Origin of the sequence: Candidatus Sphingomonas colombiensis, assembly GCA_029202845.1 — a bacterium.
Taxonomy (GTDB): domain Bacteria; phylum Pseudomonadota; class Alphaproteobacteria; order Sphingomonadales; family Sphingomonadaceae; genus Sphingomonas; species Sphingomonas colombiensis.
The window spans coordinates 1,513,515-1,539,102 of record CP119315.1 but is presented as its reverse complement, the minus strand read 5'-3'; the positions used below and the strand labels follow the sequence as shown (position 1 = coordinate 1,539,102).

Here is a 25,588-nt window from a genome sequence, read left to right as displayed (position 1 = left end):
GAATGGCCGAATTCTTCCCCGCACTAGGCGACGAACACCGCGCTTTTATCGCCAAACAACCGGTGTTCTTCGTCGCCACGGCGGCGGCGATCGGACGGATCAATCTCAGCCCCAAGGGAATGGACACGTTCCGCGTGCTCGACGCGAGCACCGTCGCCTATCTCGATCTCGGCGGGTCGGGGAATGAGACGCAGGCACATCTCGCCGCCGACGGGCGCATCACGATCATGTTTTGCGCCTTCGATAATCCCGCGCTGATCCTGCGCCTTTATGGGCGTGGGCGGTTCGTGGTGGCAGGCGACGAGGGCTACGCCTCCCTCGCGGCGCATTTCCCGCCGCTCCCCGGCCAGCGGCAGGTGTTCGTCATCGCGGTGGAGAGCGTGCAAACCTCATGCGGCTGGGGCGTCCCGCGCATGGTGCTGGAGGCGGAGCGGCAGACGCTGGTCAAATATCATGCACAGCAGGAGCCGGCAGAGCGGCTGGCCCGGATCGCGGGGCGCACGAGCAGTATCGACGGCCTGCCGGTGCGCGTACAGACCGAGATACCGGCGACCGGCGCATGAGCCTGATCGAACTCGGCCGCTATGATCGCAACCTCGCCAATATCCTCGTCGGCCGGCTGGAGAGCGAGGGGATTCCCGCGTTCGCTTTCGATCAGGGCGCAAGCATCGCCGACGGCAGCTGGCTGTTGATCCCGGTACGGGTGATGATCGACGAGGACGATCTCGACGAAGCGAGGCGCATCGTCGGCGCTGCCTAATTTTCGGGCACCATCTCGCAACTGCACAAATTTTATCATCGAATCGCGCGTGAAACCGGCATTCCGCTGACTGAAATCGGTCGTTCCGCATCTGGCACGACAGTTGCGAAGCACTCTTCCGGGTAAACCGAAAGGGCGCGCAAATGAAGCTCGTCATTGCCATCATCAAGCCGTTCAAGCTGGAAGAAGTGCGCGAGGCGCTCACCGCTCTGGGTGTCGCCGGGATGACCGTTACCGAGGTCAAGGGGTTCGGCCGCCAAAAGGGCCAGACCGAAATCTACCGGGGCGCCGAATATAGCACCAACATGGTGCCCAAGATCCGCATCGAGGTGGTTTGCCCCTCCTCGCTCGCGGATCGCGTGGTCGAAACGATCCAGACCACCGCCAACACCGGCGCCATCGGCGACGGCAAGATCTTCGTTCTCGATGTGGGTCACGCCGTGCGCATCCGCACCGGCGAAACCGACGATACCGCGCTGTGAAGGGGGTAAAGATGAAGCAAAGCACGAAATTGCTCGGCCTCGCGCTGGTGGCGGGGCTCGTCGCCGCCGCGCCCGCCTGGGCGCAGCCGGCGGCCGCGACCGGCTCGCCAATCCCGCCGCCCACCGTCAATAAGGGCGATACGGCGTGGATGCTCGTATCGTCGTTGCTGGTGCTGATGATGTCCGTGCCGGGGCTGGCGCTGTTCTACGGCGGGCTGGTGCGCACCAAGAACATGCTGAGCGTGCTCACTCAGGTGCTGATGATCGTGTGCATGGTCGCGGTGATCTGGGTCACTTACGGCTATTCGATCGCCTTCACCGGCGGGAACGCCTTTTTCGGCGGCCTTTCCAAGGCTTTGCTGATGGGCGTCGACGCCAACAGTCAGGCGGCGACCTTCTCCAACGGCGTTTATATCCCCGAATATGCCTATATCTGCTTCCAGATGACCTTTGCCTGCATCACGCCGGCGCTGTTCGTCGGATCGGTGGCAGAGCGGGTGCGTTTCTCGCCGCTGATGCTGTTCTCGGCCCTGTGGGTGACGCTGATCTATTTCCCGATCGCACACATGGTCTGGTATTGGGGCGGCCCCGATGCGGTAGCGGCTGCCGCGCTCAAGGGTGCGGGCGCGCTCGCTGCGCAGAATGCCGATGCGGGCTATCTCTTCCAGAAGGGCGCGCTCGATTTCGCGGGCGGCACCGTCGTTCACATCAACGCGGGCATCACCGGCCTCGTGCTGTGCGTCCTACTTGGCAAGCGTATCGGCTTCCCGAAAGAAGCAATGCCCCCGCATTCGCTGACCATGACGATGATCGGCGCCTCGCTGCTGTGGGTCGGCTGGTTCGGCTTCAACGCGGGCTCGAACCTTGAAGCGAATGGCGTCACCGCGGTCGCCTTCATCAACACCTTCGTCGCCACCGCAGCGGCAGGTCTCTCCTGGCTGCTCGTCGAACAGGTGGTGCGCGGCAAGCCCTCGCTGCTCGGCGCGGCATCGGGCGTGGTCGCCGGGCTGGTCGCGGTGACGCCGGCCTCCGGCTTTGCCGGGCCGATGGGATCGGTTGTGCTTGGGTTGATCGTGTCGCCGCTCTGCTTCTTCTTCGTCTCCACGGTGAAATCGAAGTTCGGCTACGACGACAGCCTCGATGTATTCGGTGTCCATTGCATCGGCGGCATCACCGGCGCGATCATGACAGCGGTACTCGATGCGCCCTATCTCGGCGGTCAGGGCATCGCCGATTACGCCACCAAGCCCGGCACGATGGTCGCCGGCAGCTACGACATGCTCGCGCAGCTGTGGATCCAGATCGAAGGCGTGGTGATCACGCTTCTGTGGTCCGGTATCGGCGCGACGATATTGTTCTTCGTGGTCGACAAACTGTGGGGCATGCGCCCGACCGCCGATGTCGAACGCGAGGGCCTCGACATCGCCGAACATGGCGAGCGGGCCTACCATTATTGACCTGATCGGGGCGGGCGTTCGCGCTCGCCCCCACCGACGTTCCTCCTGCGGACGCCCCTAAGCCCGGTACGAAAGTGCCGGGCGCTTTGTGCTGGTTACAATGCCTCGACGATCGCGGCCTCAGCATGGAGTGTGGTGGTATCGAACAGCGGCACCGCGCTATCCTCCGCGCCGACCAACAACATGATCTCGGTGCAGCCAAGGATTACTGCCTGCGCGCCATCGCTTATCAGCCGAGCGATTACCGCGCGGAAGGTAGCGCGAGATTCGGGGCGGATGATCCCGGCGACCAATTCCTCATAAATGATACGATGGACGGCGGCGCGATCCTCCGTACCCGGCACGAGCACCTCGATCCCGTGCCGATCGCGTAAGCGACCGGTATAGAAATCCTGCTCCATCGTGAACGCGGTGCCGAGCAACCCGACCCGCGCGAAGCCGCGCGCGGTTATCGCGGCCGCAGTGGGATCAGCGATGTGAAGCAGTGGCGCCGTCACGCGGCGCTCCACATCTGCCGCCACCCGATGCATGGTGTTGGTGCAAATAAGCAGCAACTCCGCCCCCGCTTGCTCGAGTCGCGCCGCCGCGTCGCCCAGCAGTTCGCCAAGCGCCGGCCAATCCCCCTGGTGTTGCAGCCGCTCGATCTCGGCGAAGTCGAACGACCATAACAGGCAGCGCGCCGACGCGATCAGGCCGAGACGATCGCGCGTGCCCTGGTTGATCAGCCGATAATATTGCGCCGAGCTTTCCCAGCTCATGCCCCCGATCAGCCCGATCATCTTCATGCCGAACAGCGATAAACGCGTGCAGCGCAAAGGCAAATCGGGGGCTTATCCGGCGGGAAGACGAATCTCGAATAATGTCGGCCAGCGCTTGCCGGTGATGAACAGCCGCCGCTTCGCCGGATCCCAGGCGATGCCGTTGGCGACCGCCTCGATATCATCGGAGATGCCGACCTCCGCGACGATCGGGCGCAGATCGACGATCGCGGTCACCCGGCCATTCGCCGGATCGATGCGGACGATATAGGGCGAGCGCCAGACGTTTGCGAAGATCGCGCCGTCGACCGCCTCCAACTCGTTCAATTGGTTGATCGGCTTGCCGTTCAGCGTGACGGCGATACGGCGGCGCACCGCGAGCGTCTTCGGATCGTGGACAGTCAGCGTCGCGCTGCCATCCGAACGCACGAGCGAATCACCGAGCGTCGTCAGCCCCCAGCCCTCGCCGCTATAACGCGCGGTGCCGGTACGCTTCATCGTTGCGATGTTCCAGCGATAGGCGATCCCGCCATGCCATGTGAGGCTGATCAGCCCGTCCTTCCACACCGCCAGCCCCTCGCCGAACAACTCGGCGGGGATGGTGCCGCGCGCCAGCACGCGTCCGGAAGCGAGATCGACCCGGCGGACGTCCGAATGCCCCTCCAGCCCGACGCTTTCATAAAGGCGGCCGCGGTACCACAGCAGCCCCTCGGTGAACGCCGCTGGATCGTGGGGGAAACGCGCGACCACCGTCGGCACCAGAGTCGTGACAGCGGGGGTGGCCGGCGGCGGGGTGTCAGCGGCCACCGCGGCGGGAATCGCCAGCAGGAAAAACGGGAAAAGACGCATCATCACCTCAACCGCTGCCGTCGCCGCGCCGCGCAGATCGCGGCCGCACGCGGCCGGCGATCGGGCCAAAACGAGAGCGGCCCGCCCGACACTAAGTCGGACGGGCCGCCATCAACCGCTAAGCGGGTCGATCAGCTCGACTGCTGAAGGTTCACCGCAGCATATTTGCCACGACGATCAACCTCGATCTCGAACGACAGGCGATCGCCCTCGTTCAAGCCGCCGAGGCCAGCGCGTTCTACCGCCGAGATGTGTACGAACGCATCGGGCTGGCCGTCATCGCGCTGAATGAAGCCGAAGCCCTTCATCGCGTTGAAGAACTTGACCGTGCCGGTCGCCTTCTCACCAGTCAGCTGACGCTGCGCACCGCCGGCGCCGCCGCGCGGAGCACCGAAACCGCCGTCGCGCGGGGAATCGAAGCCACCTTCACGGGGAGCGCGCTCCTGAACCGGCATCGGTTCGCCGTCGATCTTCAGCTCGGTCGCCGAGATACGGCCACCGCGATCGACGAGGGTGAAGCCAAGCGGCTGGCCCTCGGCGAGGCCGGTCAGGCCGGCCTGCTCGACTGCGGAAATGTGAACGAACACGTCCTCGCCGCCATCATCGCGCACGACAAAGCCGAAACCCTTTTGCGCGTTGAAGAACTTTACGACACCCGTGCCTTCGCCGACGACCTGGGGGGGCATCCCGCCACCACCGCCGCCACGAAAACCGCCGCCGCCGCCGCCGAAGCCGCCGCCACCGCGGAAGCCACCGCCGCCGCCACCGCCGCGGAAACCGCCGCCGCCGCCGAAGCCGCCGCCGCCAAAGCCACCACCACCGAAGCCGCCGCCGCCAAAGCCGCCGCCACCGAAGTCACCGCCGGACTCATCGCCGCCGAAACTGTCGCGCTTGTCGCGGCCGCGCCCGCCACGTTGTCCGCGGTTACCTTTGTCGAAACCCATAAACCCCGTTCGTCTTCCCATCCGCCCGACTTCGCCGTCAAGAGGTGCGCGCCGGACGGCGAACTGCAACCACACCTCTTCGGGCACCAAACCTTTTGCGCCACAGATGCAGCCATAGCCCAGCTTTGTTCTAACCGCGAACAGAATCGTATTCAGAACGCGGTTTGACATGTCGATACTTGCAATACTGTCGCACCATAAGCACAGGCTGTCGTAGGAAGAGCCATGACGAACGCGGATTCGTCGCCGTCTCGCTCTTAGAATCGCAGTGAGGGCGCGCGCGAAAATACCACACTAGCTAACGATTCGTGCCTTTTCCGCGCGGATGGCAACCTTGCAAGGCATTGAGCGATGGTCGCTCGCCCGCTAGGGCAGCGCAATGACCGTTCATTTCCACGAGGAAGACCTTCCCCCCAACGTGTTCGCGCCCGGCGCGTCGATCGCGGTCGATACCGAGACGATGGGGCTCATCACGCCGCGCGACCGGCTGTGCGTGGTGCAATTGTCCGACGGCAGCGGCGACGAGCATCTGGTGCGTTTCGCCCCCGGTTCCGACTATGCCGCGCCCAATTTGCGTGCGGTGCTCGCCGATCCGGCGCGACTCAAGCTCTATCATTTCGCGCGATTCGATCTCGCGGCGATTCGCCAGTACCTCGGTGTCGTCGCGGCGCCGGTTTATTGCACCAAGATCGCCTCGCGGCTGGTGCGCACCTACACCGATCGCCATGGGCTGAAGGAGCTGGTGCGCGAATTGCTCGGTCAGGATATCTCCAAGCAGCAGCAATCCTCCGACTGGGGGGCGCCCGTGCTCTCCGACGCGCAGAAGGATTATGCCGCATCCGACGTGCGCTTCCTCCATCAGCTCAAGGAAGAGTTCGACCGCCGACTCACCCGCGAGGGACGGATGGCGCTCGCGCAGGCTTGTTTCGATTTCCTTCCCCATCGCGCCGAGCTGGATCTCGCCGGCTGGCCCGAGATCGATATCTTCGCCCATGCCTGATACGGCAGCCCCTCCGCTGGACGCGCGTCAGCGCTGGGCGGCGCCGGGCAGCCCGCATGACCGCATCGTCGGCACGGCGAACTGGATCCTGCCGGTGCTGATCGGCGTGCTCACCGCCTTTCTGGTGATGGCGCCACTCACCTCGGGGGGCGATGTTTCGTTCGTGCTCGACAAGAACAAAGTCGAGGTCGCGAAGGAGCGGTTGAAGATCCAGGCCGCGCGCTATCGTGGTGAAGATGGCAAGGGACAGCCGTTCGAGCTGACCGCGGGCTCCGCGATTCAGAAAAGCTCGGCCGAGCCGATCGTTCGCCTCCAGCAGCTCGCCGCCGATATCCGGCTGACCGACGGCCCCGCCTCGCTGGTTGCCGACAAGGGGCGCTATAATATGGATAGCGAACAGGTGTCGGTCGACGGCCCGATCGCGTTTCGCGGGCCGGACGGCTATACGCTAGACACGCGTGACGCGACGCTCGATCTCAAGACGCGCCGGATGCAGTCCGACAACCCTGTGACGGGCACCGTGAACCAGGGAACGTTCAGCGCCAACAAGTTCGACGCCGATCTTGATACGCATACCGTGACGCTCACCGGCAACGCGCGCTTGCACATCGTGCCGAGACGCACGAAATAGCGGCGACCATGAAGCGCCCAGCCATCCTTTTGCTCCTCGTCACCACGACGGCACAGGCGCAGACCCGTCACGATTCGGCAGCACCGATCGATTTTGGCGCGAACCAGATCCAGTTGCAGGACAAGGCGAATCGCGCGGTCCTCACCGGCAATGTAGCGGTGCGCCAGGCGGAAATGACGCTGAACGCGCAACGCATGACCGTCGCCTATACGGGGCAGGTGGTGGACGGGAATCCACAAGTATCGCGGCTCGACGCGGCGGGCGGCGTGATCGTCAAGCGGCCGAACCAGATCGCGAAAAGCCAGTTCGCGGTGTACGATCTCAATCGCCATCTCATCACCATGGTCGGCAACGTCTCGCTGCAACAAGGTGGCTCGAACACCGTCAATGGCGGCCGGCTGACGCTCAATCTCGACACCGGACGCGCGGTGATCGACGGCTCCGCCGCCAAGGCGTCGACCGGCACCGTCCCCGGCGGTAGCGTGACCTCCGCGCCTTCGGGCCGTGTCACTGGCACCTTCTCCGTGCCAAAGCGCGCAAACAACAGCGCGCCCGACAGCAAGAACTGACGGGCACGACGGGGCTTTCATCTCGATGCCGGCTCGGGCAAAAGGGCCATGCATGAATCCTGCCAATCACGCGGCAACGCGCTGGGCGGCACCCAAGAAGCTGCGAGGTCGGCGCGAATATGGATGACGTGACCAGCCTGGATCGGATCGAATCGATCGCGGAAGCTCCGCTGACCGATGGCTTGCAGGTGGTGTCGATCGCCAAGAGCTACGACAAGCGCGTCGTGCTGAGCGACGTGTCCGTTTCTGTCGGGCGCGGCGAAGTGGTCGGGCTGCTCGGCCCCAATGGCGCGGGCAAGACAACCTGTTTCTATTCGGTGATGGGGCTGGTGAATCCCGATGCCGGGCGCATCATGCTCGATGGACAGGATATCACCGGGTTGCCGATGTACCGCCGCGCGATCCTCGGCCTCGGCTATCTTCCGCAGGAAACCTCGATTTTCCGCGGGCTGACGATCGAAAAGAATATCATGGCGGTGCTCGAACTCGGCATCCGCGATCCGGCGGCGCGGCAACAGCGGCTCGATAAGCTGCTGGACGAATTTGGCCTCACCCGGCTGCGTGCCGCGCCGGCCATGGCGCTATCGGGTGGCGAACGCCGCCGCGCCGAAATCGCGCGCGCGCTCGCCGCCGATCCCACGATCATGCTGCTCGACGAGCCGTTCGCGGGTATCGACCCGATCTCGATCGCAGACATCCGAGATCTCGTGAAGGATCTGAAGCGCCGCGATATCGGCGTGCTGATCACCGATCACAATGTGCGCGAAACGCTCGATATCGTCGATCGCGCGTACATCATCTACGACGGCCGCGTGCTGTTCAGCGGCTCGCCGGAAGAGCTGGTCGCAGACGCCAACGTCCGCCGCCTCTATCTCGGCGAGGGCTTCTCGTTGTGATTCCCCGGATCGGCCCTGCCTTGCGGCCGGCGCCGGTCCGCTTTCCCGCCCCCGGCGGTCTGGTGCCGCAACACCGCTGATGTCGCTCGCCCCGCGCCTCGATCTGCGCCAATCGCAATCGCTGGTGATGACGCCGCAGCTCCAGCAGGCGATCAAGCTGCTGGCGCTGTCGAACCTCGAAATCGAGGGCGTGATCGCTGAGGAGCTGGAGAAAAACCCGCTGCTCGAGGCGACCAGCCCGGCCGCCGACGACGCACCGGTCGGCGAGCGCGAACCGATCGCCCCCGCTCGCGAGGAACCGGCCGGTGCGGACGAACTGGTGATGGCAGGCGAGGCAGCGGGTGAATCGCTCGATGTCGATATTGCCGCCGAGCGCTTCGACGATGCCGCGATCGACACGGTCGGGCTTGGCACCGGGGCCACCGGCAGCGGGAGCATTGGCGAGGACGCCCCCGATCTCGACGCCTTCGCCGAAGGCCCCCCTAGCCTCGCGGATCATCTGTCCGCCCAGGCGGGCAACGTGCTGTCGGGCGCGGATCTGCTCATCGCGCAACATCTGATCGATCTGATCGACGAGGCGGGTTATCTCACCACCGGGCTGCTGGAAGTCGCCACCCGGCTCGGCGTGCCGCTGGCGATGGTCGAACAGATGCTCGGCGTGATCCAGACGTTCGACCCTACCGGCGTCGGCGCGCGCGATCTTGCCGAGTGTATCGCGTTGCAGGCGAAGGAAGCGGATCGCTACGATCCGTGCATGGCGCGGCTGATCGACCATCTCGATCTGCTCGCTCGCGGCGAGATCGCCCGATTGAAACGCATCTGCCAGGTCGATGACGAGGATATGGCGGACATGATCCGCGAACTGCGCGGCTATGATCCCAAACCGGGTTGTCGCTATGGCGGCGATGTCGCGCCGGCGGTGGTGCCCGATTTGTTCATCACCCGCACCAAGAACGGCTGGGCGATCGAGATCAACAACTCCACCCTGCCGCGCGTGCTGGTCAACCGGCGCTATTATGGCGAGCTTTCGGCCGGCCCGCAGGACAAGGCATCCAAGGCGTGGCTCAGCGATTGCCTCGCCAGCGCCAACTGGCTGGTGAAGGCGCTCGATCAGCGACAGCGCACGATCATCCGCGTCGCGACCGAGATCGTGAAGCAGCAGGAAGCGTTTTTCCTGAAAGGCGTGGCGCACCTCCGCCCGTTGACCTTGCGCCAAGTGGCCGACGCGATCGAGATGCACGAATCGACCGTCAGCCGCGTCACCTCGAACAAATATCTGAGCTGCGCGCGTGGCCAGTTCGAGCTGAAATATTTCTTCACCTCGGCGATTCAGGCGGCGGATGGCGGTGACGCTGTTTCGGCGCAGGCGGTGAAGGCTGCGATCCGCGCGTTGATCCAGAACGAAGGCGCGAAGATCCTGTCCGACGACACTTTGGTTGAACAGCTCAACGCCAAGGGCTTCGATATCGCGCGCCGCACCGTCGCCAAATATCGCGAGGCCATGGGGATCGGAAGTTCGGTGCAGCGCCGCCGCCAGAAGACACTGGAGGGCGTGGGTTAGAACCGGTGGTCGGCCGGTTGCGGAGCCCGAACGTGCCACATTCACCGTTTCACGCACGCCCTTCGGGACGGCGCGGCTACCCCGCCGCCTCCCGCAACCATGCCGTCACCGCCTGAATGCGCGGTGTCGCGTGGCCGTCGGCATGGGTGACGAGCCAGAAAGCGCGGTGCAACACGATATGCGGCAGCACCGGAACCAGCCGCGCATCGCCGCTCGCGATGAAATCGGGCAGGATGCCGATCGCCGCGCCCGCCGCGATCATCGCATGCTGGACGTTGATGCTGGTGCTGCGCAGCCGCGCGACGAGACCGTCATGCACCTCCGACAGATAGTCGAGTTCGGGCGCGTGGAGATGTTCGGGAACATAGCTCGCCAGCACATGCCGCTCCAGCGCCGCCGCGGTTTCCGGCGTGCCCGCCGCCGCCAGATGGCCGGGCGTGGCGTATAGCCGCAGCCGATAATCCACCAGCCGCGCCGCGATCAATTGCCGGTTGCGCGGACGGGCGAGCATCACCGCGATATCCGCCTCGCGTTTCGACGGGTCGAGCAAGCCCGACGCGGTGATCAGATCCAGCCGGATGCGCGGATGCATCGCCGCGAACATGGGGACGCGCGGCGCCAGAACATGCGTCGCCAGCCCCTCCGCGACGCTCAGCCGCACATGCCCGGCGGCGCCCGTCGTCACCTCGCCCTCGGTAGCGGCGGAAATCGCGGCGTCGATCGTCTCCGCGTGGTGGAGCAATGCCTGCCCGGCCTCCGACAGCCGTCGCTCGCCCGCCACCGTCTCGAACAGCGCGGCGCCCATCGCCGTCTCGAGCCGCGCTAGCCGCCGGGCGACGGTGGTGGCGTCCACCCCAAGCGCGCGCGCCGCCGGGGCGACCCGCCCGATATGCGCCACCGCGAGGAAAACACGCAGATCATCCCAATTCCGCATTGCCCTTCCCTTTTTCGCGGCTCCACCCCGCTCCTCCCACCCCGCCTCCCATTCAGAATACTGGCATGGGAGGTGGGCCCCGGAGAGCAGGGCGTAACCGAGATCCTGCAAAAACGCATCACGGCCCGGCAAATTAAGCGGGTTGAGTGCATAATTGCCGGAAGGCTACAAGCCGATCAAACACCAATTCGTGGAGAGCCCCCATGCGCGTGATCGATCATCTCATTGCCGGCCATTCCGGTGGCGGCGCGGGCCGCATGGGCGACGTGTTCGATCCCAATACCGGCAAGGTGCAGGCTCGCGTCACGCTCGGCACGCAGGCCGATCTCGATCGCGCGGTCGCCGCCGCGCAGGCCGCGCAACCCGGCTGGGCCGCGACCAACCCGCAGCGCCGCGCCCGCGTGATGTTCCGCTTCAAGGAACTGGTCGAGGCGAACATGCAGAGCCTCGCCGAATTGCTCGCGTCCGAACACGGCAAGGTCGTCGCCGATGCCAAGGGCGATATCCAGCGCGGCCTCGAAGTGGTCGAATTCGCGTGCGGCATCCCGCATGTGCTGAAGGGCGAATATACCCAAGGCGCCGGCCCGGGCATCGATGTCTATTCGATGCGGCAGCCGCTCGGCATCGGTGCGGGTATCACGCCGTTCAACTTCCCCGCGATGATCCCCTTGTGGATGGGCGCGATGGCCACCGCTTGCGGCAACGCCTTCATCCTCAAGCCCTCCGAGCGCGATCCGTCGTTGCCGGTGCGCCTTGCGGAACTGTTCCTTGAGGCGGGGATGCCGGAGGGCATTTTCCAGGTCGTCCATGGCGACAAGGAAATGGTCGATGCGATCCTCGATCACCCGGCGATCTCCGCCGTCAGCTTCGTCGGCTCGTCCGATATCGCGCATTACGTCTATCGCCGCGGTGTCGATGCCGGGAAGCGCGTCCAGGCGATGGGCGGCGCCAAGAACCATGGCATCGTCATGCCCGACGCCGATCTCGATCAGGTTGTCGCGGATCTTTCCGGCGCGGCATTCGGCTCGGCGGGTGAGCGCTGCATGGCGCTGCCGGTGGTGGTGCCGGTCGGCGACAAGACGGCGGACGCACTGCGCGAGCGGCTTATTCCAGCGATCGACGCGTTGCGCGTCGGCGTCTCCACCGATGCGGATGCGCATTACGGCCCGGTCGTCACCGCGCAGCATCGCCAGCGGATCGAAAACTGGATTCAGACCGGCGTGGACGAAGGCGCCGAGCTGGTCGTCGACGGTCGCGGCTTCAAGCTGCAGGGCCATGAGGAAGGCTTCTTCATCGGCCCGACGCTGTTCGATCGCGTCACGCCCGAAATGTCCGCTTATAAGGAGGAGATCTTCGGCCCCGTCCTCCAGATCGTCCGCGCGGGTGATTTCGAGGCGGCGCTGAAGCTCGCAAGCGATCATCAATATGGCAATGGCGTCGCGATCTTCACCCGCAACGGCCATGCCGCGCGCGAATTCGCCGCGCGGGTGAATGTCGGGATGGTCGGGATCAACGTGCCGATCCCGGTGCCGGTCGCCTATCACACCTTCGGCGGATGGAAGCGCTCGGCGTTCGGCGACACCAACCAGCACGGCATGGAAGGCGTGAAGTTCTGGACGAAGGTCAAGACGATCACCCAGCGCTGGCCGGATGGCTCGCCCGATGGCGGCAACGCATTCGTCATCCCGACGATGGGCTGATAGGGAAGCCTTTCGCAACGGGAGTGATCGGGATGAAACGCACGCTGGCCTTCGCGCTGATCGCCGCCCTGTCGGCGTGCGCACCGGAACAGAAGAACGAGGTGTCCTACGACGAGGGCGGCTTGTTCAACACCGTGAACGCGATCGATCCGGCAAAGGTAGCGGAGCCCGGCACGGCGATCGTGGGCGGACGCATCCCGGCGGCCTTTCAGGGCCGCTGGGGGCTCGTCCCAGCGGATTGCACCTCGACCAGGGGCGACGCGAAGGGGCTGATGCTGGTCGAGCCCGATCGCCTGACCTTCTACGAATCGCGCGCCACCGTGACGCAGCTCGCCACCATCTCCCCCACCGAGATCAAGGCGACGCTCGCATTCTCCGGCGAAGGGCAGTCGTGGGAACAGGAAACCCCGCTGACCCTTGAAGACAATGGCAACGCGCTCACCCGCATCGCCGACGGCCAGACACTGCGCTACACGCGGTGCGGAGCCTGAGAGGAAATATGACCAACCAGTTCGACCTTACCGACGACCAGCGCGAGATTCAGGAGCTGGCCCGGCGCTTCACCGCCGATCGCATCACGCCGTTCGCGGCGGAATGGGATGAGAAGCATCATTTCCCGCGTGACGTGATCAAGGCGGCGGCGGACCTCGGTTTCGCGGCGATCTACGTCAGCGAGGAATCGGGCGGGATCAACCTAGGCCGGCTGGAAGCGGCGCTGATCATGGAGGCGATGGCCTATGGCTGCCCCGCTACGTCCGCGTTCGTCTCGATCCATAATATGGCGTCGTGGATGATCGATCGCTTCGGCAGCGACGACCTCAAGGGTCGATACCTTCCCGATCTCGTCACGATGGAGCGGATGGCGAGCTATTGCCTGACCGAGCCGGGCTCCGGCTCCGACGCCGCCGCGCTCAAGACGTCGGCGCGGCTGGAGGGCGATCACTATATCGTCAACGGTTCGAAGCAGTTCATCTCCGGCGCGGGGGAGAATGAGGTGTATGTCACCATGGTCCGCACGGGGGCGGACGGGCCGAAGGGCATCTCCTGCCTCGTCATCGACAAGGACATGCCCGGCGTGTCGTTCGGTGCGAACGAGCGCAAGCTCGGCTGGCATGCGCAGCCGACGCGGCAGGTGCTGTTCGACAATGTGAAGGTGCCGGTCGCCAATCGCGTCGGCGCGGAGGGCGATGGTTTTCGCTTCGCGATGATGGGGCTCGATGGCGGCCGGCTCAATATCGGCGCCTGCTCGCTCGGCGGGGCGCAGCGCTGCCTCGACGAGGCGATCGCCTATACCAAGGATCGCCAGCAGTTCGGCAAGCCGATCGCCGATTTCCAGAACACGCAATTCACGCTCGCCGACATGGATACCGAGCTGCAGGCCGCGCGCTATCTGCTCTACGTCGCCGCCGCCAAGGTGACCGCGAACGCACCCGACAAGACGCGTTTCGCCGCCATGGCCAAACGGCTGGCGACCGATACCGGATCGAGCGTGGTCGATCGCGCGCTCCAGCTTCACGGCGGCTACGGCTATCTGATGGATTATCCGATCGAGCGTTTCTGGCGCGATCTGCGCGTCCATTCGATCCTTGAGGGGACCAATCAGGTGATGCGAATGATCGTCGGGCGGGAGCTGACGCGCCAGTGACCGAAGATCTGATCGTCGAGACCGACGGCGCCGTCGGCCGCATCCGCCTGAACCGCCCGAAGGCGATCCACGCGCTCAACATCGCGATGTGCGAGGGCGTGCTGGAGGCGCTGGAGGCTTGGCGCAACGAGGATGCGCTGCACGTCATCGCCATCGACCATGCCGAGGGGCGCGGCTTTTGCGCGGGCGGCGATATCCGCATGCTCGCCGAAAGCGGCGCGAAGGACGGGGCGGAAGCGCGGGCTTTCTTCCACACCGAATATCGCATGAACCATCGGCTGTTCACCTACGCCAAGGACATTGTGGCCTTCATGGACGGGATCACGATGGGCGGCGGCGTCGGCCTATCGCAGCCGTGCCGGTATCGCGTCGCGACCGAGAATACGCGGCTCGCCATGCCCGAAACCGGGATCGGCCTGTTCCCCGATGTCGGCGGCGGCTGGTATCTCTCGCGGCTGCCGGGGCGGATCGGGCAGTATCTCGCGCTGACCGGGCATCGCCTCAACGGCGCGGAGTGTCTCGCGCTCGGCCTCGCCACGCATTACCTCCCCGCCGAGCGTTTGCCCGAGGCCAAGACGCGGATCGCCGAGCGGCCGAAAGCGGCGCTCGACGCGCTCGCCGTCCCCGCGCCGGAAGCGCCGATCCTCGCGCGCCGTGCCGAGATCGACCATTTGTTCGCCTCCGACCGGCTGGAGGAGGTGTTCGCCGCGCTCGCCGCCGATGATGGCGATTTCGCGCGCGAGACGCTGGCGATCCTCAAGACGAAATCGCCGCAGACGATGAAGGTCAGCCTCAAGCTGCTGCTCGACGGCAAGGCGATGGCGACGTTCGAGGATGAGATGCGGCAGGAATATGCGGTCGGCAGCCGCGTCGTGCAGCGCCACGATTTCCTCGAAGGCGTCCGCGCGGTGATCGTCGACAAGGACAATGCGCCGCAATGGAATCCGCCGACGCCGGAGGGGGTCAGCGATCATGTGATCGATCAGATCTTCGCGCCGCTCCCCGATGCGGAAGCATGGACCCCGGCCTGATCCGGTCGTAGCGCCGTCCCCGATTTACGGGTTGCCGATTTGGAGAAGAATCATGTCTGATTACGCCAATATCCTCGTCGAACAGCGCGGCGCGGTCACGCTCGTCACGCTCAATCGCCCGCAGGCGCTGAACGCGCTCAATTCCGATGTGCTGGCCGATCTCGCCACCGCGTTCGGCGCCTATGACAAGGACGATACGCAGCGTTGCCTCGTCCTGACGGGCGCGGGCGAGAAGGCGTTCGCCGCGGGGGCGGATATCAAGCAGATGGCCGATATGGCGGCGGCCGATTTCTTCCTGCAGGATTTCTTCGCCGGCTGGCAGACCGGCGTGGTCGCCACCCGCAAGCCGTGGATCGCGGCGGTCAACGGCTTCGCGCTCGGCGGCGGCTGCGAGCTGGCGATGATGGCGGATTTCATCATCGCCGCCGACACCGCGAAATTCGGCCAGCCCGAGATCAAGCTCGGCGTCGCGCCCGGCATGGGCGGATCGCAGCGGCTGACCCGCGCGATCGGCAAGGCCAAGGCGATGGAAATGTGCCTCACCGGGCGGATGATGGATGCCGCCGAGGCGGAGCGTTCGGGGCTCGTCGCGCGTGTCGTGCCGCTGGCCGATCTGCTTGAGGAAGTACTCAAGACCGCCACGACGATCGCGTCGATGCCGCCGATGGCCGCGATGGTGAACAAGGAAATGGTCAACACCGCGTTCGAGACCAATCTCGCGCAGGGCATCCTGACCGAGCGTCGCCTGTTCCAGATCCTCACCGCCACCGAGGACAAGGCAGAGGGCATGGCCGCGTTTATCGAGAAGCGCGCGGGCGCGTGGAAGGGCCGGTAACCCCAACCGGGGTTCGGACGTTATAATCTGGAGAGGAAATAAGATGGCGCGCGTCGGTTTCATCGGGCTGGGCAACATGGGCGGCGGCATGGCCGCCAATCTCGCGAAGAAGGGCCATGACGTCCGCGCCTTCGATCTGTCGGCCGACGCGCTGGACAAGGCGAAGGCCGCCGGCTGCCTGCCCGTCGCATCGGCGCGCGAGGCGGCGGACGGCGCGGAGGCGGTGATCACCATGCTTCCGGCGGGCACGCATGTCGAACAGGTCTATGGCGAAAGCGTGCTCGATGCGGCGCTGCCGTCCGCGATCCTGATCGATTGCTCGACGATCGACGTGATGACCGCCAAGCGCGTCGCCGAGCAGGCGGCGGCCAAGGGCCTGGTCGCCGTCGATGCCCCCGTCTCGGGCGGGATCGCGGCGGCCAATGGCGGCACGCTGACCTTCATGGTCGGCGGCTCGAACGAGGCGTTCGCGCGCGCGCAGGGCTTCCTCGCCGATATGGGCAAGGCGGTGATCCACGCCGGCGTCAGCGGCGCCGGGCAGGCCGCGAAGATCTGCAACAACATGCTGCTCGGCGCGGAGATGATCGCGACGTGCGAGGCGTTCGTGCTCGCGCAAAAGCTCGGGCTCGACGCGAATGCGTTTTACGATATCGCCAGCGTTTCCTCCGGGCAGAGCTGGTCGATGACGAGCTATTGCCCGGTTCCTGGCGTCGGCCCGGAAACGCCGGCGGATCACGATTATCAGGGCGGTTTCGCCACCGCGCTGATGCTCAAGGATCTGCGGCTGGCGATGGAAGCGGCGGAAAGCGTCGGCGCCGAAGTGCCGATGGGCGCGCGCGCGCGCGAGCTTTATGAAACCTATGCCGGCGCCGGCAACGGCGGGCGCGATTTCTCCGGCATCATCAACATGCTCGCCGGCAAGCCATGAGCGTCGCGTTCCGCCGGGAGAGCGACGAGGAGCACAAGGAGCCCCGCTTCGAGCTGCCGCTCCCGTCCGGGCCGAATCTCGTCACGCCGCGCGGCCATGCGTTGATCGGCGAAAGGATCGCCGCGCTGGAGGCGGCGCAGGACGGTGCCGACGAGCCGCGCCGCGAGGAAATCGCGCGCGAGCTGCGCTACTGGCAGACGCGCCGAATCACCGCGATCCTGGCGCCGCAGCCGCCGGAGGACGAGATCGCATTCGGCAGCCGGGTGCGCTTCACGCTCAACGGCGCGGCGCGAATGATCGAAATCGTCGGCGACGACGAGGCCGATCCGGCGGCGGGGAAGCTCGCTTTCTCCGCCCCGCTGGCGCGCGCGCTGATCGGTGGAGGCGAAGGCGATGTCCTTCCGTTCGGCGGTCGCGAAGAGGCGATCATAGTACTGGGAGTGGAACCGGCGTTGAGCGCCTGAGCGCGCGCCACCAGCCCCCCGCTCCGCACACCATAGCCTCTTGCCGCCCGCCGACGGCGCGTTACAGCTACTGCCCGGGCGGCAAAGGCCGACCCGAATGGGGAGCTGGGGCAGGATGGCGACGGTCGTTGCGCAGGATCACGATGCGGAGCCGTCCAAGGCGGACATCAAGCTGGTCATTTCGGCGTCCGCGCTCGGCACCGTTTTCGAATGGTATGATTTCTTCATCTACGGCACGCTCGCCGCGTCGGGGATCATCGGGCGCACCTTCTTCCCGGCCGGCAACGAGACATTGCAGACCCTGCTTGCCTGGGCGGGCTTCGCGGTTGGCTTCGGCTTCCGCCCGATCGGCGCGGTGCTGTTCGGTTATCTGGGTGACCGGCTGGGGCGCAAATACACCTTCCTCGTCACCATCACGCTGATGGGCATCGCCACCGCCGGCGTGGGCCTGATCCCGTCCTATGACGCGATCGGCATGGCCGCGCCGATCCTCGTCCTGTTGCTGCGCATCGCGCAGGGGCTGGCGCTGGGCGGCGAATATGGCGGCGCGGCGATCTATGTCGCCGAACATTCGCCGCGCGGCCGCTCCGGTTTCTACACCAGCTTCATTCAGGCCGGCGTCGTCGGCGGCTTCATTCTGAGCCTCGCGGTGATCCTGTCGTTCAAAACCGTGCTGGCCGGGCCGGCATGGGAAAGCTGGGGCTGGCGCGCGCCGTTCATCTTCTCGATCGCACTGCTTGCGGTATCGCTGTGGATGCGGCTCAAGCTGTCGGAAAGCCCGGTGTTCAAGGCGATGCGCGCGGCGGGCGAGGTGGCAAACAATCCGCTGCGCGAAAGCTTCACCTATCCCGGCAATCTGAAGCGGATGGCAGTCGCGCTGTTCGGCATCGCCGCCGGACTGGCGGTGATCTGGTACACCGCGATGTTCTCGGTCCTTTCCTTCCTCCAGACGACGATGCGGCTGGAAGAGACGACCGCGCAGCTCATCACCGGCGCGGGCGCGCTGATGGGGGTGGCGTGGTTTGTGCTGTTCGGCTGGCTCTCCGATCTGGTCGGGCGCAAGAAACCGATCGTAATCGGCTATATTATGACGCTGATCCTGCTGTTCCCGATCTTCCAGGTGATGGGTGCGGCGGCAAACCCGGGCCTCGCGCGCGCCGCGGAACGCGCGCCGGTGGTGGTTTCCGGCCCGCGATGCGCTTATTCCCCGTTCGCTTCGCAACAGACAGACGAATGCGCCCGGCTGCTCGACTATTTCTCCAAGAAGGGCGTGGCCTACACCAAGGAGGTCACGCCGGTGCCGAGCGTATCGATCGGCGGCTTGCCGATCACCGATCATTCGCCGGCAGCGCTCGACAAGGCGCTGGCGGACGCGGGCTATGATCTCGGCCGGGTGAAGCCGAGCGCGGGCAATATCGCGCTGATCCTGATCGCGATCCTGGCCATCACCGCGCTGTCCGGGCTCACCTATGGCCCCGTCGCAGCGCTGCTGTCGGAGATGTTCCCGCCCGCGATCCGCTATAGCTCGCTATCGATGCCCTATCACCTTGGCACGGGCTATTTCGGCGGATTCCTGCCGTTCATCAGCCAGTATATCGTCGCGCGCACCGGCAATCCCTTCGCCGGCTTGTGGTACACTTGGGGAATCACGTTGCTGGCGCTGATCGTCACCATCCTGTGGTTGAAAGAGGATCGCCACGGGCACATCGTGGCATAAGCGCGGGGGCGACCCGGCCGCCATCGACGCGGAGACCACCGCCCGCTAACCGGGGGTGATGAACCGCTCCCCTTGCCGCCTTTCGCTCGACACCTCGGCACTCGTCCATAACTGGCGCCTGCTCGATGCGATGAGCGGCGCGGCGGCATGCGGCGCGGCGGTGAAGGCGGATGGTTACGGCCTCGGCGCGCGCGCGGTGGTGCGCCGGCTGGCGGACGCCGGGTGTCGCGATTTCTTCGTCGCCACATGGGCAGAGGCGCGCGCGCTGGTCGACACCGGGGTCAGCGTTTCGGTTTTCCACGGCGTCCGCGCGGACGATATGGCGCTGGCGCGGCTGCGCAACGCGCGCCCGGTGCTCAACACCCCGATACAGGTCTCTCGCTGGAAGGAAGCCGGCGGCGGCGAATGTGACGTCATGGTGGATACCGGCATGAACCGCCTCGGCGTGTCGGCTGAGGATATTGCGAGCGGGCTGCTCGATGGGCTGCGCATCGACACGTTGATGACCCACCTCGCCAGCGCCGACGAGGATGTGGCGTTGAACGAAACGCAGCGCGCGCGTTTCGCCGCGCTGGCTGGCGCGACACAGGCGCGGCGGATGAGCCTTGCCAATTCCGCCGGTATCGCGCTGGGCGCGGACTATCACCTCGATCTCGTCCGCCCGGGCCTTGCGCTTTACGGCGGCATCCCGCGCACCGAGCTGGCGGCGATCCGCCAGGTTGCGCGGCCCGAGGCGCAGGTACTGCAACGCCGCCGCGTCCCCGCCGGCGAGACGGTAGGCTATAACGCGACGTGGACCGCGCCCGCCGATACCGAAGTGGCGATACTCAATCTCGGTTATGCCGACGGCTATTGGCGCGCCTTTTCGGGCAAGGGCCATGCGTTGATCGGCGAGGTGCGGCTGCCGGTGCTGGGGCGCGTCTCGATGGACCTGATCGCGGTGGATTGCGGCGCACATGCGGTGGCGGAGGGCGATTGGCTCGCGCTCGATTATGCATTGCCCGGGGCTGCGGCGATCAGCGGCATGTCGCAATATGAGCTGCTGACTGGGCTCGGCGCGCGATTCGATCGGGTATGGCGGTGATGCGGGGATGATCGCCAGCGGCGCCGGGATCGCGCTCGCGCTGCTGTCGTCGGTCACCACCGCCGCTGCCCATGCGTTGCTCAAGGCGGGGCGGGATCGGCTCGCGATCCGCGCGCTGATCGGGGCCGTCGGTGCGGTGGTGCTGGCCCCCGTCTGCCTGTTCGTCCCGTTGCCGACCGCCGCGATGCTGCCATGGCTGCTCGCCGCCAATGCGCTCCACACCATCTATCAGCTCGTGCTGATCCGCTCTTATGCCGCGAACGATTTCGCCGTTGCCTATCCGATCGCGCGCGGCACCGCGCCGATCCTCACCGCGGTGCTGGGGATAGCGGTGCTGGGGGATCGCATCGCGCCACCGGGCCTGCTGGGGGTGGCGCTGGTGAGCGGCGGCGTCATGCTGATCGCGGCGGGTCGCCATGTCGCGCACGCCGGGCTGATCGCTGCGATCGCGGCCGGGCTGTTGACGACGCTTTATACCGTCGTCGATGCGCAGGCGATCCGCCTCGCCCCGCTGGCGATGACGTTCATCGCGTGGTTCTTCGTGCTCGACGGCCTGATCATGTTCCCGATCTTCGCCGTCGCCCGACGCGGGCAGGTCGTGCGACTGCTACGCGCGGAGGGGCGGCAGGGGATGACGGCGGGCGTGGTCACCTTGATCGCCTTCGGTTCGGCGTTGCTCGCGCTGCGCATCGCCCCGGCGGGCATCGTTTCGGCATTGCGCGAGACGAGCGTGCTCTTCGCGCTGCTGATCGCGGTGTTCGCGCTCGGCGAACATGTCGATCGCCGCCGCGCGATCGGGGCATTGGTGATCGCCGCCGGCGCGGTGGCGATCACGCTCACCGCCGTCTAGCGCTTCACCCTAAGCCGGTGCGTGGCACACCGCTTCGACGTTGACGCCGTCAGGGTCGAGCACGAACGCGCCATAATAATCGGGGTGATAGTGCGGTCGCAGCCCGGGCGCGCCATTGTCTCGCCCGCCATGCGCCATGGCGGCGGCATGGAAGGCGTCGACCGCCGCGCGATCCGGGGCGGTGAAGGAGACATGCATCCCGGCACCACGCGCGCCGCCGCCCGACACCCAGAAGCTCGGCTTGTCCTCACGGCCATAACCGACGCCCTGATAGCCGCCGCTTTCCGCCGCCGTCACTTCCATCACCACGGCGAAACCGAGCGGGGCGAGCGCGGCGTCGTAAAAACGCCGCGCCGCCGCATAATCCGCCGCGCCGATGCCGATATGGTCGATCACCGCTCGACGCACATCGCAATGCCCATCCCGCCGCCGATGCAGAGCGTCGCAAGACCCTTCTTCGCGTCGCGCCGCTGCATCTCATAGAGCAAGGTGGTCAGCACACGCGCGCCGGACGCGCCGATCGGGTGGCCGATCGCGATCGCCCCGCCGTTGACGTTGACCTTGGCCGCATCCCAGCCAAGCTCCTTGCCGACCGACAGCGCCTGCGCCGCGAACGCCTCATTCGCTTCGATCAGATCGAGATCGGCGATCGTCCAGCCGGCCTTTTCCAGCGCGCGCTTCGTCGCCGGCACCGGGCCGATGCCCATGATCGAGGGATCGACCCCGGCCGACGCCCATGACTTGATCGTCGCGAGGATCGGCGCGCCGCGTTTCTCCGCCTCAGCGCGGCTCATCACCACCAGTGCGGCGGCGCCGTCATTGAGCCCGCTCGCATTGGCGGCGGTGACACTGCCGTCTTTCTTGAACGCCGGGCGGACGCCCGACACGCTGTCGATCGTCACCCCGGCGCGGATATATTCATCCGCCTCGACGATGGTATCGCCCTTGCGCCCCTTGATCGTGACCGGCGCGATCTCCTCGACGAAGCGCCCCGCCGCGCGCGCCGCCTCCGCCTTGTTCTGGCTGGCGACGGCGAACTGATCCTGCTCCTCGCGCGTCACCTGATATTCGCTGGCGAGATTCTCGGCGGTGATCCCCATGTGATAGCCGTTGAAGGCGTCCGTCAGACCATCCTTGATCATCGTATCGACCAGTTCGAGCGCGCCCATCTTCTGCCCGGCGCGCAACGCCTGCGCGTGGTTGGAAAGCGACATGCTCTCCTGTCCGCCGGCCACCACGATCGTCGCGTCACCCGTCTGCACCGCCTGCGCCGCGAGCGCGACCGCGCGCAGGCCCGAGCCGCACACCTGATTGACGCCCCAGGCCGGCACTTCCTTGGGCACCCCCGCCGCCATCGACGCCTGCCGCGCCGGATTCTGCCCCTGCGCGGCCGTGAGCACCTGGCCGAGGATCACCTCGCTCACCTCGTCGCCGGAAACGCCGGCCTGCGCCAGCGCGGCCTCGATCGCGATCCGGCCCAGTTCATGCGCGGGGGTGGCGGCGAAGGCGCCGAGAAAACTTCCGACGGGGGTACGCTTGGCGGCAGTGATGACGACTTCGGTCATGGCAGATGCTCCTGACTGGTACTCGCGTCCGCACTACCGCCACGCGGATCGCGAAGCCAGTCCCGCAGTGGTTCCCACAACTGTCGTCGCGCGCTGCCGCCGACGATCATCCCGACGTGCCCAGCGCCGAGATCGCGGCGCTGGGGCAAGCCCGCCGCCGTCGCCGCCGGCACGATCCGATCGGATAGCGAGACGAACTCGATCGCCGGGCAATCGAGCTGTTCCGGCCCGACGATCGCGCCGCCCACACGCCATTCCCCGCGCCCCGGCCGATCCTCCTGCACCATGTGCTCGAACAATTCCGCGCCGGCGGCATAGGTCAGCGGCTCGCCGGCATTTGCCCAATCCTCCAGCGCGACGAACATCGCGGCGCGCTCCTCCGCCATGGTCGCGAACGCCTCGAATTTGCCGATCGTGCGCGCGGGATCGATCCGCCAGAAGCCGGATTGCAGCACCTCCATCGGCACCAGCCCGAGCTTGCGGCAACTCGGCTCGGCGATTTCCCACAATGTCGCGATATCGTCCGCGGCCGCACCATAGCCGGCGAAGCGCCATGGCGCGGCGATCGTCGCCAGCCCGGCGACCTTCATCCGGCTCGCCGCAGCCATCGCCATCGTGCCGCCGAGACAATAACCGACCAGCAACGGCGGCTCGGACAGTTTCGCCAGCAGCGGCTCCAGCACGCGTTCGACGTGCCCCGCGACATCCAGCTCGCGATCGCGCGGGTCGTTCGTGCCCCAATCGACCAGCCACGCGTGGAAACCCGCATCGGCGATCCACCGCAGCAGCGATGTTTGCGGAGTCAGATCGAGCACGAACGGCGGGTTGATTAGCGATGGGACGAACACCACCGGCGGCCCTTCCCCACCATAATCGCGCAACCGCGCACGGCGCTTGCGAAAACGCGCGGGCGCGGCGCGGCGTGGCGTGGTGCGCGGCGCCTCCTGATAACGGCGCAGCCCCGCCAGCGCCGCCGCCGCGCGCTCGGGCGATGCTGCGGTTTCGCTGCGCAGCATGTCGAGGAACAGCGGTAGCGGCCTCGGCCCGTGTTGCAGCGCGGCAGGATGTGCTGTACCGCAGTAAATTCTCATTGCGGGAGCTTTCGATGAAGAAGCAGCATTCCGGTGACGGCGCGGTGATCATCAAGAAATACGCCAACCGCCGGCTCTATAATACCGAAAGCTCGTCCTACATCACGCTTGATCATCTTGCGCAAATGACGCGCGAAGGCCGCGAGTTCCGCGTGGTGGATGCCAAGACCGATGAGGACATCACCCATAATGTCCTGACGCAGATCATCATGGAGGAGGAAAGCCGCGGGCAGACGATGCTCCCGGTCAATTTCCTGCGCCAGCTGATCTCGATGTACGGGGATTCGATGCAGGCGATGGTGCCGGGTTATCTCGACGCATCGATGGAAAGTTTCCGCCGCAATCAGGCGCAGTTCAAATCTGCGGTGGAGGGTGCATTCGCGCATTCACCATTCGCTGAGATGGCGAAGCGCAACATGGCGATGTTCGAGGCCGCCGCCGGCGCATTCAAGCCGGGCAAGGACAATGCGCCCGACGCGCCCGCACAGCAGGCCGCGAGCAAGGACGACGAGATCGCCGCGCTGAAGGCGGAACTGGCGCGATTACAAGACAAGGTCGAGAAGCTCGGGCATTGAGTGTCGTGGGCGCCCGTTCCACCGAAGGGCGCCCGCTCAGTAAAAGTCCGCGAGCCTGAGCCGCCGCGTCGATCCGTCACACATGCCGAGCGACACGATCCGCCCAGCCGTATCCGCCGACCAGTTAGCGAGCGGGGTAGCGGCATAATCGCGCGCGATCGGGCTACCGTCGATCGAGCAGATCAGATCGCCCTCATGCCAGCCCGCAGCAGCAGCCGGGCCGCCGCGCATCACATGCAGCACCCGCAGCCGATCGGGCTCGATCCCCAGCAGCAATCCGCTGGTCGAACGCAGCGGCGGTTCGTCCGCCCCCTCCTCCGGCGTCAGCACCATCCGCCCGGCCGCGGGATCGAGCAGCACGCGATAATTTTGCAGGAAGCCAGAGCCGATCCGCCCCGCCGCGCCGATCGTTTCGGAAAAGCCGCCGACCGGCTCGACCCGTACCTCGACGCGCCGCGCGACGAGCTGGCCGACCGATAGCTGCGGCACGATCCCGATCGTGCTGACCACCGATCCGGCGAGGCCGAACGAGATCGCGGTGGTGGTGCGCACGCCGGCCAGCTTCGCCTCGCGCCACCCTGTCGAGGTCACGGTGATCGACGATCCGTCGCCCGTATCGACCACCATCGGGCGCAGCCGCGCGTCGCCCAGCGTCACCTCGCCGATATAAACGCGCTTTTCGCTTGAGATGGAAAGCGGGGCAACCGCACCACGGAACGGCAGACGGCCAGAGCGCAGCAGGCGGAAACGCCGCGCGGCATAATCGATGTCGAGCGCGTAATCGCCGGTCATGTCGCGCCCGACGAGCAGATCGACCGGGCGCGCGCTGCCCGTGGCGATCGCCGGCAGATCGGCCACGCTCAGGCCGCCGCCGGTACGGGTGAGCCCGCCGAGCACCACCTTCTGCGTCGCGACCCAACCGATATCCACCTCGCCCCCGATCGCGGTCGCGCTGCCGCCGGCCGAGATCGGCAGCTTCGCCGCCTCGGCATAGCGACGCGCGAGCACCGAATAGCTCACGCCGGTATCGAGGATCGCGGTCAGTTGCCGGCCATCGACGGTCATTTCGAAACGGATCTGGTTGCCGGGCGTCAGATCGAACGACACCCATTGCGCCTCGGCATTGGTGGCAAGCCGCATCGCGCCCGCCGCGCGCGCTGCTGGAGACGCGGGTGGTGGCGCGGCGACAACGGGCGCGCCGGAGGCAAGCAACATGGAAAGGATCAGGGCTGATGCCATCGCGCCGCCATGCACGCCTCAAC

General features: G+C 66.2%; 28 protein-coding genes. 20 read left to right on the top strand and 8 right to left on the bottom strand.

From position 1 onward, the window contains the following. Positions 1 to 2 precede the first annotated feature (2 nt). The 4 genes from P0Y64_07350 (at position 3) to P0Y64_07335 (ending at position 2,699) form a co-directional block, all read left to right on the top strand. Entirely contained in the window at positions 3 to 563 is a 561-nt protein-coding gene (locus tag P0Y64_07350; protein ID WEK44595.1) for a pyridoxamine 5'-phosphate oxidase family protein, read from the top strand. Next, the gene (locus tag P0Y64_07345; protein ID WEK44594.1) at positions 560 to 760 is read left to right on the top strand and encodes a DUF2007 domain-containing protein; all 201 of its coding nucleotides are present in this window, start codon (positions 560 to 562) and stop codon (positions 758 to 760) included. Before P0Y64_07350 ends, P0Y64_07345 begins: the two co-directional genes overlap by 4 nt. 143 nt (positions 761 to 903) lie before the next feature. Next, the gene (locus tag P0Y64_07340; protein ID WEK44593.1) at positions 904 to 1,242 is read left to right on the top strand and encodes a P-II family nitrogen regulator; all 339 of its coding nucleotides are present in this window, start codon (positions 904 to 906) and stop codon (positions 1,240 to 1,242) included. Positions 1,243 to 1,253: 11 nt separating this feature from the next. Further along, positions 1,254 to 2,699, top strand: coding sequence for an ammonium transporter (locus tag P0Y64_07335; protein WEK44592.1), 1,446 nt, complete (start codon positions 1,254 to 1,256; stop codon positions 2,697 to 2,699). Positions 2,700 to 2,794: 95 nt separating this feature from the next. Here P0Y64_07335 and P0Y64_07330 read toward each other — a convergent pair whose 3' ends face one another. From P0Y64_07330 to P0Y64_07320, 3 genes are all read right to left on the bottom strand, one after another. Then, positions 2,795 to 3,484, bottom strand: a complete 690-nt coding sequence (locus tag P0Y64_07330; GenBank protein ID WEK44591.1) for an aspartate/glutamate racemase family protein — start codon at positions 3,482 to 3,484, stop codon at positions 2,795 to 2,797. Positions 3,485 to 3,529: 45 nt separating this feature from the next. Continuing rightward, positions 3,530 to 4,309, bottom strand: coding sequence for a glutaminyl-peptide cyclotransferase (locus P0Y64_07325; GenBank protein ID WEK44590.1), 780 nt, complete (start codon positions 4,307 to 4,309; stop codon positions 3,530 to 3,532). A gap of 128 nt (positions 4,310 to 4,437) precedes the next feature. Further along, positions 4,438 to 5,250, bottom strand: a complete 813-nt coding sequence (locus tag P0Y64_07320) for a cold-shock protein (GenBank protein WEK44589.1) — start codon at positions 5,248 to 5,250, stop codon at positions 4,438 to 4,440. Positions 5,251 to 5,629: 379 nt separating this feature from the next. Here P0Y64_07320 and P0Y64_07315 point away from each other — a divergent pair, with 379 nt between their 5' ends. The 5 genes from P0Y64_07315 (at position 5,630) to rpoN (ending at position 9,907) form a co-directional block, all read left to right on the top strand. Then, a complete protein-coding gene (locus P0Y64_07315) occupies positions 5,630 to 6,250 on the top strand; it encodes a ribonuclease D (GenBank protein ID WEK44588.1) in 621 nt (206 codons plus the stop codon). Continuing rightward, positions 6,243 to 6,881 (top strand): LPS export ABC transporter periplasmic protein LptC, encoded by a 639-nt coding sequence (gene lptC, locus P0Y64_07310; protein WEK44587.1) that lies wholly within the window; start codon positions 6,243 to 6,245, stop codon positions 6,879 to 6,881. The genes P0Y64_07315 and lptC overlap by 8 nt, the downstream gene beginning before the upstream one ends. 8 nt (positions 6,882 to 6,889) lie before the next feature. Further along, positions 6,890 to 7,450 (top strand): LptA/OstA family protein, encoded by a 561-nt coding sequence (locus tag P0Y64_07305; protein WEK44586.1) that lies wholly within the window; start codon positions 6,890 to 6,892, stop codon positions 7,448 to 7,450. 119 nt (positions 7,451 to 7,569) lie between these two features. Beyond that, positions 7,570 to 8,346 carry an LPS export ABC transporter ATP-binding protein gene (gene lptB, locus P0Y64_07300; GenBank protein ID WEK44585.1) on the top strand — a complete coding sequence of 259 codons (777 nt, stop codon included), beginning with the start codon at positions 7,570 to 7,572 and terminating at the stop codon, positions 8,344 to 8,346. A 79-nt stretch (positions 8,347 to 8,425) separates the two neighbouring features. Next, a complete protein-coding gene (gene rpoN, locus P0Y64_07295) occupies positions 8,426 to 9,907 on the top strand; it encodes an RNA polymerase factor sigma-54 (protein WEK44584.1) in 1,482 nt (493 codons plus the stop codon). A 76-nt stretch (positions 9,908 to 9,983) separates the two neighbouring features. Here the strand turns inward: rpoN and P0Y64_07290 are convergent, their stop codons facing one another. Further along, positions 9,984 to 10,841 carry a LysR family transcriptional regulator gene (locus P0Y64_07290; protein ID WEK44583.1) on the bottom strand — a complete coding sequence of 286 codons (858 nt, stop codon included), beginning with the start codon at positions 10,839 to 10,841 and terminating at the stop codon, positions 9,984 to 9,986. A 203-nt stretch (positions 10,842 to 11,044) separates the two neighbouring features. Here P0Y64_07290 and P0Y64_07285 point away from each other — a divergent pair, with 203 nt between their 5' ends. From P0Y64_07285 to P0Y64_07240, 10 genes are all read left to right on the top strand, one after another. Beyond that, positions 11,045 to 12,541 (top strand): CoA-acylating methylmalonate-semialdehyde dehydrogenase, encoded by a 1,497-nt coding sequence (locus P0Y64_07285; GenBank protein ID WEK44582.1) that lies wholly within the window; start codon positions 11,045 to 11,047, stop codon positions 12,539 to 12,541. A gap of 32 nt (positions 12,542 to 12,573) precedes the next feature. Further along, entirely contained in the window at positions 12,574 to 13,032 is a 459-nt protein-coding gene (locus P0Y64_07280; protein WEK44581.1) for a hypothetical protein, read from the top strand. Between the two features lie 8 nt (positions 13,033 to 13,040). Beyond that, positions 13,041 to 14,186 carry an acyl-CoA dehydrogenase family protein gene (locus P0Y64_07275; GenBank protein WEK44580.1) on the top strand — a complete coding sequence of 382 codons (1,146 nt, stop codon included), beginning with the start codon at positions 13,041 to 13,043 and terminating at the stop codon, positions 14,184 to 14,186. Continuing rightward, positions 14,183 to 15,217, top strand: a complete 1,035-nt coding sequence (locus P0Y64_07270; GenBank protein WEK44579.1) for an enoyl-CoA hydratase/isomerase family protein — start codon at positions 14,183 to 14,185, stop codon at positions 15,215 to 15,217. The genes P0Y64_07275 and P0Y64_07270 overlap by 4 nt, the downstream gene beginning before the upstream one ends. Before the next feature lie 52 nt (positions 15,218 to 15,269). After that, positions 15,270 to 16,052: an enoyl-CoA hydratase-related protein gene (locus P0Y64_07265; GenBank protein WEK44578.1), complete on the top strand. Its 783-nt coding sequence runs from the start codon at positions 15,270 to 15,272 to the stop codon at positions 16,050 to 16,052. A gap of 43 nt (positions 16,053 to 16,095) precedes the next feature. Continuing rightward, positions 16,096 to 16,980 (top strand): 3-hydroxyisobutyrate dehydrogenase, encoded by an 885-nt coding sequence (gene mmsB / locus P0Y64_07260; protein ID WEK44577.1) that lies wholly within the window; start codon positions 16,096 to 16,098, stop codon positions 16,978 to 16,980. Next, a complete protein-coding gene (locus tag P0Y64_07255; GenBank protein ID WEK44576.1) occupies positions 16,977 to 17,444 on the top strand; it encodes a GreA/GreB family elongation factor in 468 nt (155 codons plus the stop codon). Before mmsB ends, P0Y64_07255 begins: the two co-directional genes overlap by 4 nt. A gap of 115 nt (positions 17,445 to 17,559) precedes the next feature. Then, positions 17,560 to 19,161 (top strand): MFS transporter, encoded by a 1,602-nt coding sequence (locus P0Y64_07250; protein WEK44575.1) that lies wholly within the window; start codon positions 17,560 to 17,562, stop codon positions 19,159 to 19,161. Positions 19,162 to 19,219: 58 nt separating this feature from the next. After that, positions 19,220 to 20,245: an alanine racemase gene (gene alr, locus P0Y64_07245; GenBank protein WEK44574.1), complete on the top strand. Its 1,026-nt coding sequence runs from the start codon at positions 19,220 to 19,222 to the stop codon at positions 20,243 to 20,245. A gap of 7 nt (positions 20,246 to 20,252) precedes the next feature. Next, positions 20,253 to 21,095, top strand: coding sequence for a DMT family transporter (locus tag P0Y64_07240; protein WEK44573.1), 843 nt, complete (start codon positions 20,253 to 20,255; stop codon positions 21,093 to 21,095). A 9-nt stretch (positions 21,096 to 21,104) separates the two neighbouring features. Here the strand turns inward: P0Y64_07240 and P0Y64_07235 are convergent, their stop codons facing one another. The 3 genes from P0Y64_07235 to P0Y64_07225 are packed head-to-tail and all read right to left on the bottom strand — an operon-like array spanning position 21,105 to position 23,751. Beyond that, positions 21,105 to 21,491 (bottom strand): VOC family protein, encoded by a 387-nt coding sequence (locus P0Y64_07235; protein ID WEK44572.1) that lies wholly within the window; start codon positions 21,489 to 21,491, stop codon positions 21,105 to 21,107. Next, the gene (locus P0Y64_07230; GenBank protein WEK44571.1) at positions 21,488 to 22,660 is read right to left on the bottom strand and encodes an acetyl-CoA C-acetyltransferase; all 1,173 of its coding nucleotides are present in this window, start codon (positions 22,658 to 22,660) and stop codon (positions 21,488 to 21,490) included. The genes P0Y64_07235 and P0Y64_07230 overlap by 4 nt, the downstream gene beginning before the upstream one ends. Next, complete coding sequence (locus tag P0Y64_07225) at positions 22,657 to 23,751, bottom strand: alpha/beta fold hydrolase (GenBank protein ID WEK44570.1); 1,095 nt, start codon at positions 23,749 to 23,751, stop codon at positions 22,657 to 22,659. Before P0Y64_07225 ends, P0Y64_07230 begins: the two co-directional genes overlap by 4 nt. Positions 23,752 to 23,765: 14 nt before the next feature. Here P0Y64_07225 and phaR point away from each other — a divergent pair, with 14 nt between their 5' ends. Further along, positions 23,766 to 24,326, top strand: coding sequence for a polyhydroxyalkanoate synthesis repressor PhaR (phaR, locus tag P0Y64_07220; GenBank protein WEK44569.1), 561 nt, complete (start codon positions 23,766 to 23,768; stop codon positions 24,324 to 24,326). 36 nt (positions 24,327 to 24,362) lie between these two features. Here phaR and P0Y64_07215 read toward each other — a convergent pair whose 3' ends face one another. After that, on the bottom strand, positions 24,363 to 25,565 hold the full coding sequence (locus tag P0Y64_07215; GenBank protein WEK44568.1) for an aspartyl protease family protein: 1,203 nt from the start codon (positions 25,563 to 25,565) through the stop codon (positions 24,363 to 24,365). Positions 25,566 to 25,588: the final 23 nt, after the last annotated feature.